At 56.4% G+C, this 17,838-nt stretch carries 13 protein-coding genes and 1 riboswitch; of the genes, 3 read left to right on the top strand and 10 right to left on the bottom strand.

From position 1 onward, the window contains the following. Positions 1 to 232: 232 nt before the first annotated feature. The 6 genes from rluA to araB all read right to left on the bottom strand — a co-directional run bounded on the left by rluA (position 233) and on the right by araB (position 10,374). On the bottom strand, positions 233 to 892 hold the full coding sequence (gene rluA, locus ACRCWW_RS09560; protein ID WP_438682201.1) for a bifunctional tRNA pseudouridine(32) synthase/23S rRNA pseudouridine(746) synthase RluA: 660 nt from the start codon (positions 890 to 892) through the stop codon (positions 233 to 235). 9 nt (positions 893 to 901) lie between these two features. Beyond that, positions 902 to 3,808: an RNA polymerase-associated protein RapA gene (gene rapA, locus ACRCWW_RS09555; protein ID WP_438682200.1), complete on the bottom strand. Its 2,907-nt coding sequence runs from the start codon at positions 3,806 to 3,808 to the stop codon at positions 902 to 904. A 131-nt stretch (positions 3,809 to 3,939) separates the two neighbouring features. Continuing rightward, complete coding sequence (polB, locus tag ACRCWW_RS09550; RefSeq protein WP_438682199.1) at positions 3,940 to 6,297, bottom strand: DNA polymerase II; 2,358 nt, start codon at positions 6,295 to 6,297, stop codon at positions 3,940 to 3,942. 75 nt (positions 6,298 to 6,372) lie between these two features. After that, positions 6,373 to 7,068, bottom strand: a complete 696-nt coding sequence (gene araD / locus ACRCWW_RS09545; protein ID WP_438682198.1) for an L-ribulose-5-phosphate 4-epimerase — start codon at positions 7,066 to 7,068, stop codon at positions 6,373 to 6,375. An 86-nt stretch (positions 7,069 to 7,154) separates the two neighbouring features. After that, entirely contained in the window at positions 7,155 to 8,657 is a 1,503-nt protein-coding gene (gene araA, locus ACRCWW_RS09540) for an L-arabinose isomerase (protein WP_438682197.1), read from the bottom strand. Positions 8,658 to 8,667: 10 nt separating this feature from the next. Next, the gene (araB, locus tag ACRCWW_RS09535; RefSeq protein ID WP_438682196.1) at positions 8,668 to 10,374 is read right to left on the bottom strand and encodes a ribulokinase; all 1,707 of its coding nucleotides are present in this window, start codon (positions 10,372 to 10,374) and stop codon (positions 8,668 to 8,670) included. 215 nt (positions 10,375 to 10,589) lie between these two features. On the opposite strand from araB, the gene araC reads away from it, so the two are divergent. Beyond that, entirely contained in the window at positions 10,590 to 11,441 is an 852-nt protein-coding gene (araC, locus tag ACRCWW_RS09530; RefSeq protein ID WP_438682195.1) for an arabinose operon transcriptional regulator AraC, read from the top strand. A 122-nt stretch (positions 11,442 to 11,563) separates the two neighbouring features. After that, positions 11,564 to 12,331 carry a DedA family protein gene (locus tag ACRCWW_RS09525; RefSeq protein ID WP_438682194.1) on the top strand — a complete coding sequence of 256 codons (768 nt, stop codon included), beginning with the start codon at positions 11,564 to 11,566 and terminating at the stop codon, positions 12,329 to 12,331. Between the two features lie 47 nt (positions 12,332 to 12,378). Here the strand turns inward: ACRCWW_RS09525 and thiQ are convergent, their stop codons facing one another. From thiQ to sgrR, 4 genes are all read right to left on the bottom strand, one after another. Beyond that, positions 12,379 to 13,077, bottom strand: a complete 699-nt coding sequence (thiQ, locus tag ACRCWW_RS09520) for a thiamine ABC transporter ATP-binding protein ThiQ (RefSeq protein WP_438682193.1) — start codon at positions 13,075 to 13,077, stop codon at positions 12,379 to 12,381. Next, positions 13,061 to 14,671 carry a thiamine/thiamine pyrophosphate ABC transporter permease ThiP gene (gene thiP / locus ACRCWW_RS09515; RefSeq protein WP_438682192.1) on the bottom strand — a complete coding sequence of 537 codons (1,611 nt, stop codon included), beginning with the start codon at positions 14,669 to 14,671 and terminating at the stop codon, positions 13,061 to 13,063. Before thiP ends, thiQ begins: the two co-directional genes overlap by 17 nt. Then, positions 14,647 to 15,630 carry a thiamine ABC transporter substrate binding subunit gene (gene thiB, locus ACRCWW_RS09510; protein WP_438682191.1) on the bottom strand — a complete coding sequence of 328 codons (984 nt, stop codon included), beginning with the start codon at positions 15,628 to 15,630 and terminating at the stop codon, positions 14,647 to 14,649. The genes thiP and thiB overlap by 25 nt, the downstream gene beginning before the upstream one ends. 32 nt (positions 15,631 to 15,662) lie before the next feature. After that, positions 15,663 to 15,758, bottom strand: a riboswitch (TPP riboswitch). Between the two features lie 161 nt (positions 15,759 to 15,919). Further along, positions 15,920 to 17,575 (bottom strand): HTH-type transcriptional regulator SgrR, encoded by a 1,656-nt coding sequence (sgrR, locus tag ACRCWW_RS09505; RefSeq protein WP_438682190.1) that lies wholly within the window; start codon positions 17,573 to 17,575, stop codon positions 15,920 to 15,922. Positions 17,576 to 17,662: 87 nt separating this feature from the next. Between sgrR and sgrT the strand changes: the two genes are divergently transcribed. Next, a complete protein-coding gene (gene sgrT, locus ACRCWW_RS09500) occupies positions 17,663 to 17,809 on the top strand; it encodes a glucose uptake inhibitor SgrT (RefSeq protein ID WP_330982320.1) in 147 nt (48 codons plus the stop codon). Positions 17,810 to 17,838: the final 29 nt, after the last annotated feature.

Here is a 17,838-nt window from a genome sequence, read left to right as displayed (position 1 = left end):
GCCGGCTCTTTCTGCACGTGGGGGATAATACAAGGTTGGGTCTCAGTCCAGGGCATAGCGAGTCTCCTCTTCTATGCCAGTTATAACTGTTACCCATGTATCCGGTCTAAAGTGTTACCCATGTTTCCGGTTCATACCCAGCGTTTGCCCGGCCTACAAGATTCGTAGGCCCGGTAAGGCGCAGCCGCCACCGGGCAAGGGGTCGGGGGAGAGGGCATCAGGCCGCAGCGAATTAAAAATCCACCGGCGCCTTAAACGTCATGCTGTTGCCAAATTTAGGGTGGGTAATCGTCAGCATTTCCGCGTGAAGCAGCAGGCGAGGTGCCATCGCCAGAGCTTCCGGCGTGGCATAAAAGCGATCGCCCAGAATCGGATGCCCTAACGCCTGCATATGCACACGCAACTGATGGGAACGTCCGGTAATGGGCTTCAGCAGCACGCGTGCGGTGTTGTCATCGGCGTACTCCAGCACTTCATATTCCGTCTGCGCTGATTTGCCTGTCTCGAAACAGACTTTTTGCTTCGGGCGATTTGGCCAGTCGCAGATCAGCGGTAAATCCACCACTCCCTCTGCTTTTTCCGGATGACCCCAGACGCGTGCCAGATACTGCTTCTTCGGTTCGCGCTCGCGGAACTGACGCTTCAGCTCGCGTTCTGCGGCTTTGGTCAGAGCCACCACAATCACGCCGCTGGTTGCCATATCCAGACGATGAACAGATTCCGCTTCAGGGAAATCACGCTGAATGCGCGTCATCACGCTGTCTTTGTGCTCTTCCAGGCGACCCGGCACGGACAACAGGCCGCTCGGCTTGTTGACCACCATAATATGTTCATCCTGATACAGCACCACTAACCAGGGGTCTGTCGGCGGATTGTAGGACTCCAGTACCATAACCTTTCCTTACTGATGCGTGACGACAATCAGTCGCAGTGCATCCAGACGCCAGCCAGCCTGCGCCAGCGCTTCCATCACCTGCTGACGATTGCTTTCAATGGCTTCCAGTTCGTCATCACGAATGTTCGGGTTGACGGCTTTCAGCGCTTCCAGGCGCGACAGCTCGGCACTCAGTTTTTCGTCCGCTTCCTGACGCGCTGCTTCAATCAAGGCTTTAGCGGTTTTCTCTACCTGAGCTTCGCCCTGTTGCAGAATAGCGTGCACGTCCTGCTGAACAGCGTTCACCAGCTTGCTGCCGGTGTGGCGGTTCACCGCGCTTAGCTGGCGGTTGAAGGTTTCGAACTCAACCTGCGCGGCCAGGTTGTTACCGTTCTTATCAACCAGCATACGTACCGGCGTTGGCGGCAGGAAGCGGTGCAGCTGCAGCTGCTTAGGCGCCTGAGCTTCAACCACGTAAATCAGTTCCAGCAGCAGAGTGCCGACCGGCAGTGCTTTGTTTTTCAGCAGTGAAATGGTGCTGCTGCCGGTGTCGCCGGAAAGGATCAGATCCAGACCGTTGCGGATCAGCGGATGCTCCCACGTCAGGAATTGCGCATCTTCGCGGGAAAGCGCGACATCACGCTCGAACGTCACGGTGCAGCCATCTTCTGGCAGGCCCGGGAAATCCGGTACCAGCATATGATCGGACGGGGTCAGGACGATCAGGTTTTCGCCACGATCGTCCTGGTTAATGCCGATAATATCGAAGAGGTTCATCGAGAAACTGATGAGCCCGGTGTCGTCATCCTGCTCTTCAATGCTTTCTGCAAGCTGCTGCGCTTTCTCGCCGCCGTTAGAGTTGATTTCCAGCAGGCGGTCACGCCCTTGTTCAAGCTGGGCTTTCAGCGCATCGTGCTGTTCGCGGCTGGCTTTAATCAGGTCGTCAAAACCGTCGCTGTTTTCCGGCGCGGCGAGATATTCAATCAGTTGCGTATGAACGCTATCGTAAATAGTGCGACCCGTCGGGCAGGTGTGCTCGAACGCATCCAGACCCTCGTGGAACCAGCGCACCAGCACGGACTGAGCGGTTTTTTCCAGATACGGCACGTGGATTTGAATATCGTGAGCCTGACCGATACGGTCCAGACGGCCGATACGCTGCTCCAGCAAATCCGGATTAAACGGCAGATCGAACATCACCAGGTGGCTGGCGAACTGGAAGTTACGGCCTTCAGAACCAATTTCAGAGCACAGCAGCACCTGCGCGCCGGTGTCTTCTTCCGCAAACCAGGCCGCAGCACGGTCACGTTCTACAATGGACATGCCTTCGTGGAAGACGGCGGCGCGAATACCTTCACGCTCGCGCAGTACTTGTTCGAGCTGCAGCGCAGTGGCGGCCTTCGCACAGATAACCAGCACTTTCTGTGAGCGATGGCTGGTCAGGTAGCCCATCAACCATTCAACGCGCGGATCGAAGTTCCACCAGGTGCCGGTATCGCCCTCAAATTCCTGATAAATCTGTTCCGGATAAAGCATATCGCGAGCGCGCTCTTCAGACGTTTTGCGCGCACCCATAATGCCGGATACTTTAATCGCCGTCTGATACTGCGTCGGCAACGGCAGCTTGATGGTATGCAGTTCGCGTTTCGGGAAACCTTTCACACCGTTACGGGTGTTACGGAACAGCACGCGGCTGGTGCCGTGGCGATCCATCAGCATGGCAATCAGCTCCTGACGGGCACTTTCGGCACCGTCACGACCACTGTTTGCTGCCTGCAACAGCGGCTCGATGTCCTGCTCGCCAATCAGTTCGCTCAGGGCGTTCATCTGATCGTTATTCAGCTGCTCGCCGCTTAACAGCAGGGAAACGGCGTCCGCGACAGGGCGATAATTTTGCTGCTCTTCAACGAACTGCTCGAAATCGTGGAAACGGTTTGGATCCAGCAAACGCAGACGGGCAAAGTGGCTTTCCATCCCCAGCTGTTCTGGTGTTGCAGTCAGCAGCAGGATACCCGGCACACGTTCAGCAAGCTGTTCGATAGCCTGATATTCGCGGCTTGGCGCGTCTTCGCTCCACACCAGATGGTGAGCTTCATCGACCACCATGATGTCCCATTCGGCATCACAGAGGTGCTCAAGACGCTGCTTGCTGCGGCGAACAAAGTCCAGCGAGCAAATCACTAACTGTTCAGTTTCGAACGGGTTGTCCGCGTCGTGCTGCGCTTCGGCATAACGCTCATCATCAAACAGCGCAAAGCGCAGGTTGAAACGGCGCAGCATTTCGACCAGCCACTGGTGTTGCAGGGTTTCAGGCACTACGATCAGCACGCGCTCAGCGGCGCCGGAGAGGAGCTGTTGATGCAGGATCATCCCGGCTTCAATGGTTTTCCCGAGGCCGACTTCATCGGCCAGCAAAACGCGTGGTGCATGGCGACGGCCGACGTCGTGGGCGATATGCAACTGGTGTGGGATCAGGCTGGTACGCTGTCCGCGCAGGCCGCTCCACGGCATGCGGTACTCTTCGCTCTGGTATTTGCGAGCGCGGTAGCGCAAGGCGAAGCGATCCATACGGTCAATCTGCCCGGCGAACAGGCGGTCCTGCGGTTTGCTGAAAATCAGCTTGCTGTCGAGCAGCACTTCACGCAGCACCACGCCTTCTTCTTCGGTATCCAGACGGAACCCGACGTACGCCAGCAGGCCATTTTCTTCTTTTACTTCGTCAACGCGCAGCTGCCAGCCGTCGTGGCTGGTAATGGTATCGCCCGGGTTAAACATCACGCGGGTGATAGGGGAGTCGTTACGCGCATACAGACGGTTTTCACCTGTTGCAGGGTAGAGAAGGGTTACCATTCGCGCGTCCAGCGCAACGACAGTCCCTAATCCCAGCTCGCTTTCTGTATCGCTGATCCAGCGTTGACCAAGTGTAAAAGGCATATAATTTGGGCTCTATATCTTTAATTGCAGGCAATAAGTGTCCTCCGCGAAAAGCTTCACGGAGCGTCAAAATTGGGGTCCAGGAATGGAAAGGGCGCTATGGTACTGGAAGCCAGGGTGTTAGTCACCTGTCAAAATAGCCCCAGTTGTCCTGTCAGTAGTGTAGCAAAGTCATCGTGGACAAAAGGTAAAATTCCATCAGCAACAGGTTCAAGCTGTTTGCTGAGATAATGTTCGTAATCCGGCGGCGACTGCTGATAGGCCAGGGGTTCCGGGCCGCTGGTGGTCCAGACGTATTTGATGCTGCCGCGAGACTGATACTGCAACGGTCGGCCCAGTTTTGCATTTTGCTCATCGGCAAGCCTTGCGGCACGCACATGCGGTGGCACGTTACGCTGATATTCAGCCAGTGGGCGGCGCAGCTGCTTACGATAGACCAGCTGGTCGTCGAGCTGGCCTGACATCAGCTTGTCTATCGTTTCGCGAATAAAGTCCTGATACGGCTCATTGCGGAAAATGCGCCGGTAGAGCGTCTGCTGGAACTGTTGCGCCAGCGGTGTCCAGTCGGTTCGCACGGTTTCCAGCCCTTTGAACACCATCCGCTGTTCTTCGCCTTCCTGAATCATTCCCGCATAGCGCTTTTTGCTGCCCGTTTCCGTGCCGCGGATCGTTGGCATCAGGAAGCGGCAAAAATGGGTTTCAAACTCCAGCTCCATCGCGCTGCTCAGGCCCTGTTTTTGCAGCTCTTTTTCCCACCATTCGTTCACGAATTGCACCAGTTCGCGACCAATGCTGGCGGCAGCTTCTTCACTGTGCGCCCGCTTGAGCCAGACAAACGTGGAGTCGGTATCGCCGTAAATCACATCATAGCCTTTTGACTCGATCAGTTCGCGAGTCTGGCGCATGATCGCATGCCCGCGCATGGTGATCGACGAGGCCAGACGAGGATCGAAGAAACGGCAGGCACTGGTGCCCAGCACGCCGTAAAAGGCATTCATGATGATCTTCAGTGCCTGAGACAGCGGCTTGTTGTGATGGGCTTTCGCCTCGTCGCGACCATGCCAGATCTGCCCGACGATATCCGGCAGGCAGTGGTTGGTTCGCGAAAACCAGGCGCCGAGGAAACCTTCGGTGCTGTGTTCGCTGTCCGGTTGCGCCATGCCCTCGACCAGCCCGACCGGATCGATAAGGAAGGTGCGGATGATCGACGGGTACAGGCTTTTGTAATCGAGCACCAGTACGGAGTCGTACAATCCCGGGCGTGAGTCCATCACGTAGCCGCCAGGACTTGCCTGAGGGGGGATTTCGCCGAGATTTGGCGCGACGTACCCAAGCCGATGCATGCGCGGGAAATAGAGATGACCAAAGGCCGCCACAGAGCCGCCGTGCCTGTCTGCGGGCAAACCGTTGACCGTGGCTCGCTCCAGCAGGAACGGCATGATCTCGGTTTTATGGAAAATGCGGGTGACCAGCTCACAGTCTTTGAGATTGTATTTCGCCAGGGCGGGCTTATCTTCGGCAAACCGGCGGTCAATTTCGTCCATTCTGTCCCAGGGATTATCGATGGACTTACCTTCGCCGAGCAGCTCCTGCGACACGTTTTCCAGCGAGAATGAAGAGAAATTCCAGAAGGCCGATTTCAGTGCTTCGATACCGTCAATAATCAAACGGCCACTGGCCTGGGCAAAGAAAACACCGTTTTTAAAGCCGTGCTCGCGCCAGTCAATTTCTGTGTTACCGCGCCCCAACATCAAAGGGATTCGGTAGCGTTCGGCATGTTTTTGCAGCACTTTGAGGTCAAACTGCACCACGTTCCAGCCAATCAGCACGTCAGGATCGTGCTCCGCGAACCAGGCATTAAGCTTTTCCAGCAGCTGCGGACGGCTGGAGACATATTCCAGTTGAAAGTCTAAGCCAGACGCATCGCCATTTTCCGGCCCAAGCATATAGACAATGCGCTGACCGCAGCCTTCGAGCCCAATGCAATAAAGCTCGCCGTGACGGGTGGTTTCGATGTCGAGGGACACCCATTTTAGCGGCGGGCGATAGTGAGGGTTGGGTTTCAGTCGGGCGCTGACCAGCGCGTTACCCTGCTGTTCATCTTCGACCCAGACGGGGGCGGTGATAAAGCGTTCCATCAGATAACGCTCGGGCGGGCGCACATCGGCTTCATAAACCGTAATGCCGTCTTCACGCAGCAGTTTTTCAAGACGCATAAGCTGGCGGTGAGAGCGGCAATAAAGGCCGAACACCGGCTGGCGGTGAAAATCTTTCAGCGCGAGCGGAGCAAGGCGTGCATCTCGCTCACTACGCAGCAACCTTTCAGTTTGCGCACGCTGCGACTCTGGAATAAAGGCCACAGATTCCTGCGGCGCAAGCGTCACCTGAAGCGGGCCGCTGTCCGTCGCCAGCCAGAAAGTGACTTCCGTTCCCTGCGGGGTATCCCGCCAGTGACGGGTTAATAAAAAACCTTCTCGTGCCTGCGCCACGCACTCTACCCAAAAAGAAAACCAGGCCTGAGTATAGCCTGGTTTACCGTTGATTGCTGTGGTTTTATACAGGTATCACTGCCCGTAATAAGCCTTTGCCCCGTGCTTGCGCAGATAGTGCTTATCGAGCAGGGTTTGCTGCATATCCGGCAGCTGCGGTGCTAACTGACGGCAGAAAATGCCCATGTAGGCCACTTCTTCCAGCACGATGGCGTTGTGCACGGCGTCTTCGGCGGTTTTCCCCCAGGCGAAGGGGCCGTGGGAATGGACGAGCACGCCGGGCATTTGGGCCGCGTCGATGCCTTGTTTTTCGAAGGTTTCAACGATGACGTTGCCGGTTTCCCATTCGTATTGACCGTTGATTTCGGCATCGGTCATTTTACGGGTGCAGGGAATGCTGCCGTAGAAATAGTCAGCGTGGGTTGTGCCCGTAGCCGGAATGGACTGGCCGGCCTGCGCCCAGATTGTCGCGTGACGAGAATGGGTGTGGACGATGCCGCCGATGGACGGAAACGTCAGGTACAGCAGGCGATGGGTAGGGGTATCTGATGAGGGTTTCTTATTTCCTTCCACCACTTCGCCCGTTTTCAGACTGACCACCACCATATCTTCTGCGGTCATCACGCTGTAATCCACACCAGAAGGTTTGATAACCAGCACGCCGCGTTCTCTGTCGACTGCGCTGACGTTGCCCCAGGTGAGGGTCACGAGATTGTGTTGCGGGAGCTGGAGATTGGCTTCCAGCACCTGCTGTTTTAATGCTTCAAGCATTGTGCTCTCCTTGCCGGGTGGCGCTGCGCTTACCCGGCCTACATCAGCTTGTAGGCCCGGCAAACGAAGTGCCGCCGGGCAATTACTTAGCGTTTAGACCCGTAATAAACCTCGTTCCAGCGCAGTGCGTCTTTGAACGCTGGCAGGCGGGTGTCGTTGTCGATGACGGTCAGTTCGATATCGTGCAGCTCGGCAAACTGGCGCATATCGTCCAGGGTCAATGCGTGACTGAAGACGGTGTGGTGCGCGCCGCCCGCGACGATCCACGCTTCTGAGGCCACTTCCAGGTTCGGATGGGCTTTCCACAGGGCGTTAGCCACTGGCAGTTTTGGCAGGCTGTGCGGGGTTTTGACGGTTTCGATAGTGTTAACCAGCAGACGGAAGCGATCGCCCAAATCGACCAGGCTTGCGACCAGCGCCGGGCCGGTTTTGGTGTCGAAAATCAGGCGTGCGGGATCGGCTTTCCCGCCAATGCCCAGATGCTGTACGTCGAGGATCGGCTTATCGGCGGTGGCGATCGTTGGACAGATTTCCAGCATATGGGAGCCGAGCACCAGATCGTTGCCGTTGTCGAAGTGATAGGTGTAATCCTCCATAAAGGAGGTGCCGCCCTGCAGACCGGTCGACATCACCTTCATGATGCGAAGCAGAGCGGCAGTTTTCCAGTCGCCTTCGCCCGCAAAGCCGTAGCCCTGCTGCATCAGACGTTGTACTGCCAGACCCGGAAGCTGTTTCAGGCCATGCAGGTCTTCAAAAGTCGTAGTGAACGCATGGAAGCCGCCTTGTTCAAGGAAGCGCTTCATACCCAGCTCAATGCGGGCTGCATCAAGCACGTTCTGGCGCTTATCGCCGTGTATCTGCGCGGCAGCGGTAAGGCGATAGCTGCTTTCATATTCATCGACCAGCGCGCTGACATCGCCGTCGGAAACGTCATTGACGACCTGCACCAAATCGCCCACGGCCCAGGTGTTCACCGAGAAGCCGAATTTGATTTGCGCTGCCACTTTATCGCCATCGGTGACGGCCACTTCACGCATGTTATCGCCGAAGCGCACGACTTTCAGATGGCGGGTATCCTGTTTTGACACTGCCTGACGCATCCACGAACCAATGCGCTCATGAGCGTGTTTATCCTGCCAGTGGCCTGTGACCACGCTGTGCTGCTGGCGCATACGCGCGCCAATGAAGCCGAACTCGCGGCCGCCGTGCGCGGTCTGGTTCAGGTTCATAAAGTCCATATCGATGCTGTCCCACGGCAGGGAAGCGTTGAACTGGGTGTGGAACTGCAGCAGCGGCTTGTTGAGGATGGTCAGGCCGTTGATCCACATTTTGGCCGGAGAGAAGGTGTGCAGCCAGACGACTAAACCGGCGCATTTGTCGTCGTAGTTAGCGTCGCGACAGATAGCCGTTATCTCATCCGGCGTGGTGCCCAGCGGCTTCAGGACCAGTTTGCAAGGCAGTTTGGCTTCGGCGTTCAGCGCGTTGACCACATGCTCCGCGTGTTGCGTGACCTGACGCAGCGTTTCCGGACCATACAGATGCTGACTGCCAATCACAAACCAGATTTCGTAGTTATTAAAAATCGTCATCTTCATTTCCTTAATGCGTCAGGGCTGACTGAGCGACCGGCTTAGTTCCGGTTGATGCTGCTGCAGGGAGATAGTGTTGTTCGGCGCTCTTCGCCCACTGGAGATAGCGCTGATAAAGCTGTTCAAAGCGTTGAGCCTGCGCGGGGCGAGGCTGAAGGGTATGCTCGATGCTGCTGGCCATTTTTTGCTGCGCGGCGGGGATATCTGAATGAACGCCAGCGGCCACAGCGGCGAAGATGGCGGCACCCAGAGCGCAACACTGATCGGAGGCGACAATCTGCAACGGGCGATTCAGCACGTCGCAGCAGGCCTGCATGATTTCGACGTTTTTGCGGGCGATGCCGCCCAGCGCCATCACGTTATCCACCGGGATGCCCTGAGTGGTGAAGCACTCCATAATGGCGCGTGCGCCAAAGGCGGTGGCGGCAACCAGACCGCCAAACAGCGCGGGCGCATCGGTCGCCAGATTCAGGTCGGTGATCACTCCCTTCAGGCGTTGGTTAGCGTTCGGCGTGCGGCGACCGTTAAACCAGTCGAGCACGACGGGCAGGTGCTCCAGAGAAGGTTTTTGCGCCCATGCAGTGGTTAAGGCAGGCAGAAGCTGCTTCTGGCTGGCTTTGATTTGATCTTTCAGTTCCGGATGCTGCGCCGCCAGTTGTTCCAGCGGCCAGCCAAGGATGCGGCCGAACCAGGCGTAGATATCGCCGAAGGCGGATTGCCCGGCTTCCATACCGAGGAAGTCTGGTGTGACGCTGCCATCCACCTGGCCGCAAATGCCTTGTACCGCGCGATCGCCTACGCTTGCTTTATCGGCAATCAGGATGTCGCAGGTTGAGGTGCCGATAACTTTTACCAGCGTGTTTGGCTGTGCGCCTGCGCCTACCGCGCCCATATGGCAATCAAACGCGCCGCCAGAAATCACTACGCTTTCCGCCAGGCCCAGGCGCTTAGCCCATTCTGTGTTCAGCGTGCCAACGGGGATGTCGGCTGTGTAAGTGTCGGTGAATAAGGGATAGTTAAGATGTTGATTGAGCACGGGATCGAGGTCGTCAAAGAAACTCTCAGGCGGTAAACCGCCCCAGCTTTCGTGCCACAGGGATTTATGCCCGGCGCTGCAGCGTCCTCGACGAATGTCCTGCGGACGCGTTGTGCCTGAAAGCAGGGCTGGTACCCAATCGCAAAGCTCAATCCAGGAAGTGGCGGCCTGAGCCACGCTGTGGTCAGCGCGTGTGACATGCAGAATTTTGGCCCAGAACCATTCGCTGGAATAAATCCCGCCGATATAGCGGGAATAGTCAGTTTTTCCTGGCTGATGGCAAAGGCGGGTGATCGCTTCGGCTTCTTCTACGGCAGTGTGATCTTTCCACAGCACAAACATGGCGTTGGGGTTGTCGGCAAATTCAGGGCGTAAAGCCAGCACATTGCCTTCAGCATCGATCGGCGCGGGCGTTGAGCCGGTGCTGTCTACGCCGATACCAACGACTTCGTCCCGGCGTGGGCCGAGCTCGTTCAGTACGCTTTTCAGCGCGGCTTCCATTGATTCAATGTAATCGAGAGGGTGGTGGCGAAACTGGTTGTGCGGTGCATCGCAGTAGCGACCTTCCTGCCAGCGCGGATACCACTCTACGCTGGTGGCGATCTCCTCTCCGCTGGTGGTGTCTACCGCCAGCGCACGCACCGAATCGCTGCCAAAATCGAGGCCAATTGCTATTGCCATCGTGTTGCTCCATGAAGAGTGTCGGGTATGGAGAAACAGTAGATATTTGCGCCCAAAAGCGTCAGGCGGGAAGCGCTAATCTTATGGACAATAATGCTGTGGCGATACAAAGTGTGACGCCGTGCAAATAATCTCTCATGCCATTTCTGCCTTTTTCGCTTCGCTGGCAATATGGACAATTGATTCCCTTTCAAGCCTGCTGAGTGAGCGTGTTTATGCCTGAACCCCAGAACGATCCGCTGTTGCCTGGCTACTCCTTTAATGCCCATCTGGTGGCAGGATTAACGCCTGTCGAAGCCGACGGCTATCTGGACTTTTTCATCGACCGGCCGCTCGGGATGAAAGGCTTTATCCTCAATCTGACAGTGCGTGGGGAAGGGGTCATCAACAATCAGGGAAATCAGTTCGTCTGCCGCCCGGGCGATATTGTGCTGTTTCCGCCAGGCGAAATTCATCACTACGGCCGTCACCCGGACGCCAGCGAGTGGTATCACCAATGGGTTTATTTTCGCCCACGCGCCTACTGGCATGAGTGGCTTGCGTGGCCCACGCTGTTTGCTCAGACAGGGTTTTATCGCCCGGATGAAGCGCATCAGGCTCTGTTTGCCGGGTTGTTCGGCCAGATTATTGAGGCCGGGCAGGGCTCAGGGCGCTATTCCGAACTGTTGGCGATTAACCTGCTGGAGCAGCTCTTGCTGCGCCGAATGGAGGCAATCAACGAATCGCTGCATCCGCCGATGGATAACCGCGTGCGGGATGCCTGCCAGTACATCAGCGACCATCTGGCGGACAGCCAGTTTGATATCGCAAGCGTCGCCCAGCATGTTTGTCTGTCTCCTTCTCGCCTTTCTCATCTGTTCCGCCAACAGCTTGGCGTCAGCGTACTGAGCTGGCGCGAAGATCAACGTATCAGCCAGGCCAAGCTGTTGCTCAGTACCACGAGGATGCCGATTGCCAGCGTCGGGCGAAACGTCGGGTTTGAAGACCAGCTCTACTTTTCTCGCGTCTTTAAGAAATGTACCGGAGCGAGCCCGAGCGAATTCCGCGCGGGTGTAAACAACGTGTGAAAAAAGTGAACCCTTAGCCCGCTATCCCGGTCCTAACCTGTAAACTATTCAGACAATTGTCGACTTGACGCCGCAGCGTCCCCTCGGGAGAATCGCTGCTTCGCTTTTCTACCGGATACTTTATGCAAGCGTTGCTGGAACATTTCATCACTCAGTCCGTGATGTACTCGCTGATTGCCGTGGCCCTGGTTGCCTTTCTGGAATCGCTGGCGCTGGTCGGCCTGATTTTACCCGGTACGATAATGATGTCGGCGCTCGGGGCGCTGATTGGTAGCGGAGAGGTGAACTTCTGGCAGGCCTGGCTGGCGGGCATTATCGGCTGTCTGCTGGGAGACTGGATCTCGTTCTGGCTGGGCTGGCGCTTCAAAAAGCCGCTTCATCGCTGGTCGTTTATGAAGAAGAACAAGGCGCTGCTCGATAAAACCGAACACGCGCTGCACCAGCACAGCATGATCACCATTCTGATTGGCCGTTTTATTGGCCCGACTCGCCCGGTCGTACCGATGGTGGCGGGTATGTTAGACCTGCCGGTAGCGAAATTCGTTATTCCAAATATTATTGGTTGCCTGCTATGGCCGCCAGTCTATTTCCTGCCGGGTATTCTGGCGGGGGCGGCAATTGATATTCCCGCAGATGCGCAGAGCGGTGGCTTTAAGTGGCTATTGCTACTGGCGGCGGCTCTTCTCTGGCTGGCTGCGTGGATGGGCTGGCGCCTGTGGCGCAGCGGTAAGGCAGGCACTGACAAGCTGACCAAATATCTGCCTCGCGGGCGCTTGCTGTGGCTAACGCCGCTGCTGGTGGTGTTGGCGGCGGTGTCGCTGTATATGCTTTTCAGGCACCCGCTGATGCCGGTGTATCTGGATATTTTAGGGAAAGTGGTGAGTCGCTGATCCCCCCTCCCCCCGGCCCTCTCCCAAAGGGAGAGGGAGAAAATCTTTTATACCTCGATCCCCAACAAATGCGAGGCGCTGGCTTTCCCGCTCAGCAGCTCATCCGTTGCGCCATCCCAGGCGATACGCCCATCGGCAATCACCAGCGACCGCCCGGCAATCTTTGCGGCATCTTCCACGCTGTGAGACACCATCAATAATGTGAGTTGCTGGCGACGGCAAACGTCGCTGACCAGTTGCAGCATCTCTTGTCGCAGCGCCGGATCGAGTGCTGAAAAAGGTTCATCCAGTAACAGCACCGGCTGTTCACGCACCAGGCAGCGTGCGAGCGCCACACGCTGACGTTGCCCGCCAGAGAGTTCGCCCGGCAGGCGTTCCAGCAGCGATTCAATGCCCATTTGTGTGGCGATGACTTCCAGCTTGTGGCGCTGCGCCTCATTGAGCCTGAGGCCCGGATGCATACCTAATCCGATGTTTTGCCGCACGGTTAAATGACTGAAAAGATTATTTTCCTGAAACAGCATCGACACTGGGCGCTTTGACGGTGGCGTATCGGTATGCGGCTGATTTTCGATGTAAATCGACCCACTGGCGGGCGTCAGAAAACCGGCGATCAGATTGAGCAGTGTACTTTTCCCTGCGCCACTTGGGCCGAGCACGGCAATGTGCTCTCCTTGTCTGGCGGTGAGCGTGAAGCGCATCGGCAGGTGCTCGTAAAGCCAGGTAACATTATTGAGTTTTAGCATGGCGGCCCGGAAGTTTTTCAATCACGGTGAATAACAGGAAACAGAGCATCAGCAGGATAAACGCGGTCACGGCACCGTCCTGACTGCGGTAGGCACCAATCTGCTGATAAAGATAGAACGGCAGGGTGCGGAAATCTTCATTGCCGAACAGCGCCACGACGCCAAAATCGCCCATCGATAAGACGCAGGCAAAGGCCATCGCCTGTGCCAGTGGCCTTTTCAGCGAGCGCAATTCCACAATCCGAAAACGAGTCAGCCCTTGTAATCCCAGAGACTGGCAAAGCTGGCTGTAGCGGCTTGTCGCATCACGCATCGGGCTTTCCAGCACTTTCAGAGCATACGGAATGGCCATCAGCGCATTGGTGAAAATCACGATACCGTCTGCAGAAGTGGGCAACCCCGTGCTGTTGTTGAGCAGCAAAAAGAAACCTGTCGCCAGCACGATCCCCGGCATCGCGAGGATCAGCATTCCACTTAACTCGAGCGCTTGCCCGGCAAGGTTTCGCTGCCTGGCTCGCAGTTCACGACTGCTCCACAGCAACATCACGGTCAACGCCAGGCAAAGCACTCCGGCACAAATCGCGATGCGCAATGAAGTCCAGATGGCTTGCCAGAGAACGGGCTGGCTGAGCACTTCGGGCAGGTTTTGATTCAGGCCATCCACAATGACCGCTAACAGTGGCGGCAGAAGCAACAGCAGGGAAAAGCCGATCAGGAGCGTGTCGGCAATCTGGCTGTGCAGCTTATCTTCAGGATCGCGCCAGTCGGTGTGTTGACTATTACCCGGGGCGATGGCTTTGCTCAGGCGCTGGCTGAGAAGCATTAAACCCAGACAGCAAAGCATCTGGACTATCGCCAGCATCGCGGCGCGGCCAGGGTCGTAATCAAAGCTGAGTGCCTGATAGATAGCGAGCTCAATGGTCGTGGCCTGTGGGCCGCCGCCGAGCGAAAGGACTGTCGCAAAGCTCGCGAAGCACAGCATGAAAATCAGGGCGGCTACGGCGGGAATTTGTCGCCGCATCCACGGCCATTCGACAAAACGGAAGAAGGTGTAGCCGTGCATGCCGAGCTGTGCGGCTAGCTGGCGCTGCTCGCCGGGAATTTGCTCCAGCGCTTGCAGAAGCAGGCGAGTCGCCATCGGCATGTTGAAGAAAACATGCGCCAGAAGAATGCCTTGCAGGCCATACGGCGAGAATGTCCATTCCCAGCCAGCGGCGTGAAACAGATGCGCCAGCCAGCCCTGACGGCCATATACGCTGAGAATGCCAAACACGGCGACCAGCACCGGCAGGATCAGCGTCATCGCGCACAGGCGCAGCAACGTCTGGCGACCGGGAAAGCGACGGCGGTAAAGCGAGCGGGCTAAGAAAATGGCCGGGATGACGGACAACAAAGCCGATAAAAAGGCCTGCCAGAAAGAGAAGCGCACGACGTGCCACAGATAGCTGTCGTGCAGAAAACCGCTCCAGCTACCGGCCGGAGCGTTAAACCACAGCGCAAGAAATGCCGCCAGCGCAACGGTCACCATCATTACGGCGACCGTCAGGCCGGGCATTAGCCAGCCGGCAATTACTGGCTGACGGCGCGTTGCCATTCAGCAATCCAGTTCTGACGTTCGGTTGCAACCTGCTGTGGGGTGTATTCCAGCGTAGTTTTGGGTTTCACCAGACCGTTGAAACCCGCAGGCAGCTCAATTTGTGTGACCGGATACATCCAGTTGCCGGTCGGGATGGCTTTCTGGAAGGCCGGGCTGACCATAAATTTCAGGAATTTTTCTGCCAGTTCTGGCTGTTTGCTGGATGCCGTGCGCGCGGCAACTTCGACCTGCATATAGTGGCCTTCCGCAAAATCAGCCGCAGCGTAGTTGTCTTTCTTCTCTTCGATGATGTGATAAGCCGGAGACGTGGTGTAGCTCAGCACCAGGTCACTTTCGCCTTTGAGGAACAGGCCGTAAGCTTCGCTCCAGCCTTTGGTGACGGTAACGGTTTTCGCCGCCAGTTTTTGCCACGCTTCTGGCGCTTTATCGCCATACACCTTTTGCATCCACAGCAGCAGGCCCAGCCCCGGTGTGCTGGTGCGCGGATCTTCATAGATAACACGCCATTTCTGCGGGCTTTCGATCAAATCCTTCAGGCTTTTTGGCGGGTTTTTCAGCTTGTTTTTGTCATAGACAAAGGCGAAATAGCCATAGTCGAACGGCACAAACGTGTCGTTCTTCCAGCCGCCAGGGACAGTCAGCCCCTCAGGTGATACGCCGCTTTTCGCGAACAACTTAGTTTGAGTTGCGGCTTCCAGCAGATTGTTGTCGAGGCCAAGCACGATGTCAGCCTTGCTGTTTTTGCCTTCCATGCGCAGGCGGTTGAGCAGCGACACGCCGTCTTCCAGCGCCACGTATTTCAGCTCGCAGTTGCAGTCGGCTTCAAAGGCTTTTTTGACCGCCGGGCCTGGGCCCCAGTCGGCAGAGAAAGAGTCGTAGGTATAGACGGTGAGTACAGGTTTCGCGAACACGGGCAGGCTCACGAGCGCCAGTAATGGCAGGAATTTCTTCAGCACTTTGCACCTCAAAAAGTAGGGGTGGCAAAGGATTTTGAGTCAGCCTCAAATCCCTTCGCCGGCGTTATCCGGATCAGGTTCGACGGGTATCTTCTCAGCCGCTTTACGCAGCACCCCGTTGAGAACGGCGCTATTGTAATGAGTTTGTGACTTTCCAGAAAGCCCCCCGTCATACTTCAAGCCGCAGATGCGTTGGCTGCACTCCCTCACCCCAGTCACTTACTCAAGTAAGCCCCTGGGGATTCACTCCCTTGCCGCCTTTCTGCAACTTGAATTATTTAGGGGTAAATTAAGGATCAGGAGGAGCAAACCACGCAGATTTAAAGTCAAACCAGCCCAGGGTGTTCATTCGCAGGCCGCGCATACTGCGTTGCCCCTGAATCATCAGCCAGTGGTGAATGAGCGGCACGACGGCGCGTTGCGCGATTAACTGCTGGCACCAGTTCGCCAGATTCATTTCGCCGGATTGCCATTCGCTCGCCGCCTGCTGCCAGTCCAGCGGGATGCAGTGCTGGATCAGCGGCACTTCAAACAGATGGGAAAACAGCGAAAAATCGAGCGGCAGCGTGAAGTTGGCGCTGTTCAGCCACATATCGCTTTGCGCCTCGCCACGGTGCCATTCGTCGTAATCCACTTCCTGAATGACGAGTTTCACCTGATGCTCTGCCAGCAGGCGGCTCATGATGAGCGCGATATTTTTATGTTCCAGATGTTCGCGATAGTAGGTGAGGGTCAGCGTTTCCAGCCCTGCGGGTTTCTCCCCTTTGCCTGGACGCGCGTGATGCCAGCGGGGCAGCAAGCCGTACGCCGGGAACCAGTAGCCCTGATACTGTTCGTCGGCGTGATAGAGCAAGTTGGCCGGGGAAAGGATCTGGCTAACCCAGTCGCGAACCTCGTGCGACAGCCCTTTTTGGCTTCGGGCATCAAACAGCAGGTAGTAGCAGCCTTCTTCCAGGCGGCTTTCCACGGCTTTTTCGCCGTCAGTCGGGCCTTTCAGCGTCAGGCCGCAGGTGACCTCTTCACCAATTTCCGGCAGTACCCAAACGTTCACTTCATCAATGAGCGCCCGGAAACCGAAAAAATCATCGAATGCATGGATTTTTAACTGGTTTTCGTTGTTACGTGCCACCGCGTAGGGGCCTGTGCCTACGGGCATAGAGGCGAAATTCCCCAGGGTTTCCCATTCCTGCGGCAGGATCATTGCGGGAATATGTCCGAGCAACCATGGCAGCCAACGGTCGGGACGTGACAGGTGAATATCCAGCGTCCAGGCGGTGGGTGAGCTGATTTGCGCGATATGAGCATAAAGCGGCAAGGTGTTGATTCGTTCCAGTGAGGCAATGACATCTCCCATCTCCAGTTCCCGACCATGATGAAAATGAATGCCAGGTCGAAGATAGAAGCGCCAGTGTAAAGGGGAAATTTGCTGCCAATGGTGCGCAATGTCCGCTTCCAGTTCCCCATTTTCCTCATTTATGCGGGTCAGGGCGCTAAAAATCTGGCGTGCCATATGGGTTTCAGAGCGGCGTAGCGGGGTACCGGGCAGTAAATTGCGCATTGGACGATAGTAAAGCACCCGCAGAATATGCCGACCCTGGCGGAAGCTACGCCCCAGATGTGAGACTAACATTTGCCGCACGGCGGCTTTATCGCCGACCAGTTGCACGAGCTGGTCGATCCTGTCCTGCTCCAGCAAATCTTCCGCACGCTGTTGTTGCAGCGCCAGACCGGTATAGAGAAACGTCAGGTGTGAGCGCTTGCCACGCCCGGCTTCCGCCTGCCATTTCAGCCAGCCTCGCTCTTCCATGGTGTTCAAAAGCGTACGCATATGGCGACGGGAACAGCTCAGAAGTTCCGCCAGCTCATTGAGCGTGGTGTCCTGAGATTTACCGTCGCAGCACTGCCAGAGACGGATGAATTGTTGTTGCAGACGGCCCGAGGACATAAAAGAGGAACTCCTGACGAAAACTCAGCAATTTATTAATCCCTATATTAAGCCAATAATCACTCCCGATGAAGTGAGGAGGTGATGATGAACAAGCCATCTGTCCGTCAGTTTTACCGTCAGTACTTTTTGGCAACGCAGGGAGCGTCATGGCTGGCCCGCCTGGTCGCAGGAAAGCGCCTGAAAATGCTCGAAGAACTGATGCAGTGGGAAGTTACAAACCCGGCTTCTTGACCCCACTAACTTGCCTAATCATGTGTGAC

It is taken from the genome of Scandinavium sp. (genome assembly GCF_051650185.1).
Taxonomy (GTDB): domain Bacteria; phylum Pseudomonadota; class Gammaproteobacteria; order Enterobacterales; family Enterobacteriaceae; genus Scandinavium.
This window is presented reverse-complemented; position numbering and strand designations above follow the sequence as displayed.

Coding starts and splice junctions, on each gene's coding strand:
- rluA (WP_438682201.1), bottom strand. CDS start 892: ATGGTACTGGAGTCCTACAATCCGCCGACAGACCCCTGGTTAGTGGTG.
- rapA (WP_438682200.1), bottom strand. CDS start 3,808: ATGCCTTTTACACTTGGTCAACGCTGGATCAGCGATACAGAAAGCGAG.
- araD (WP_438682198.1), bottom strand. CDS start 7,068: ATGCTTGAAGCATTAAAACAGCAGGTGCTGGAAGCCAATCTCCAGCTC.
- araA (WP_438682197.1), bottom strand. CDS start 8,657: ATGACGATTTTTAATAACTACGAAATCTGGTTTGTGATTGGCAGTCAG.
- araB (WP_438682196.1), bottom strand. CDS start 10,374: ATGGCAATAGCAATTGGCCTCGATTTTGGCAGCGATTCGGTGCGTGCG.
- araC (WP_438682195.1), top strand. CDS start 10,590: ATGCCTGAACCCCAGAACGATCCGCTGTTGCCTGGCTACTCCTTTAAT.
- ACRCWW_RS09525 (WP_438682194.1), top strand. CDS start 11,564: ATGCAAGCGTTGCTGGAACATTTCATCACTCAGTCCGTGATGTACTCG.
- thiQ (WP_438682193.1), bottom strand. CDS start 13,077: ATGCTAAAACTCAATAATGTTACCTGGCTTTACGAGCACCTGCCGATG.
- thiP (WP_438682192.1), bottom strand. CDS start 14,671: ATGGCAACGCGCCGTCAGCCAGTAATTGCCGGCTGGCTAATGCCCGGC.
- sgrR (WP_438682190.1), bottom strand. CDS start 17,575: ATGTCCTCGGGCCGTCTGCAACAACAATTCATCCGTCTCTGGCAGTGC.
- sgrT (WP_330982320.1), top strand. CDS start 17,663: ATGAACAAGCCATCTGTCCGTCAGTTTTACCGTCAGTACTTTTTGGCA.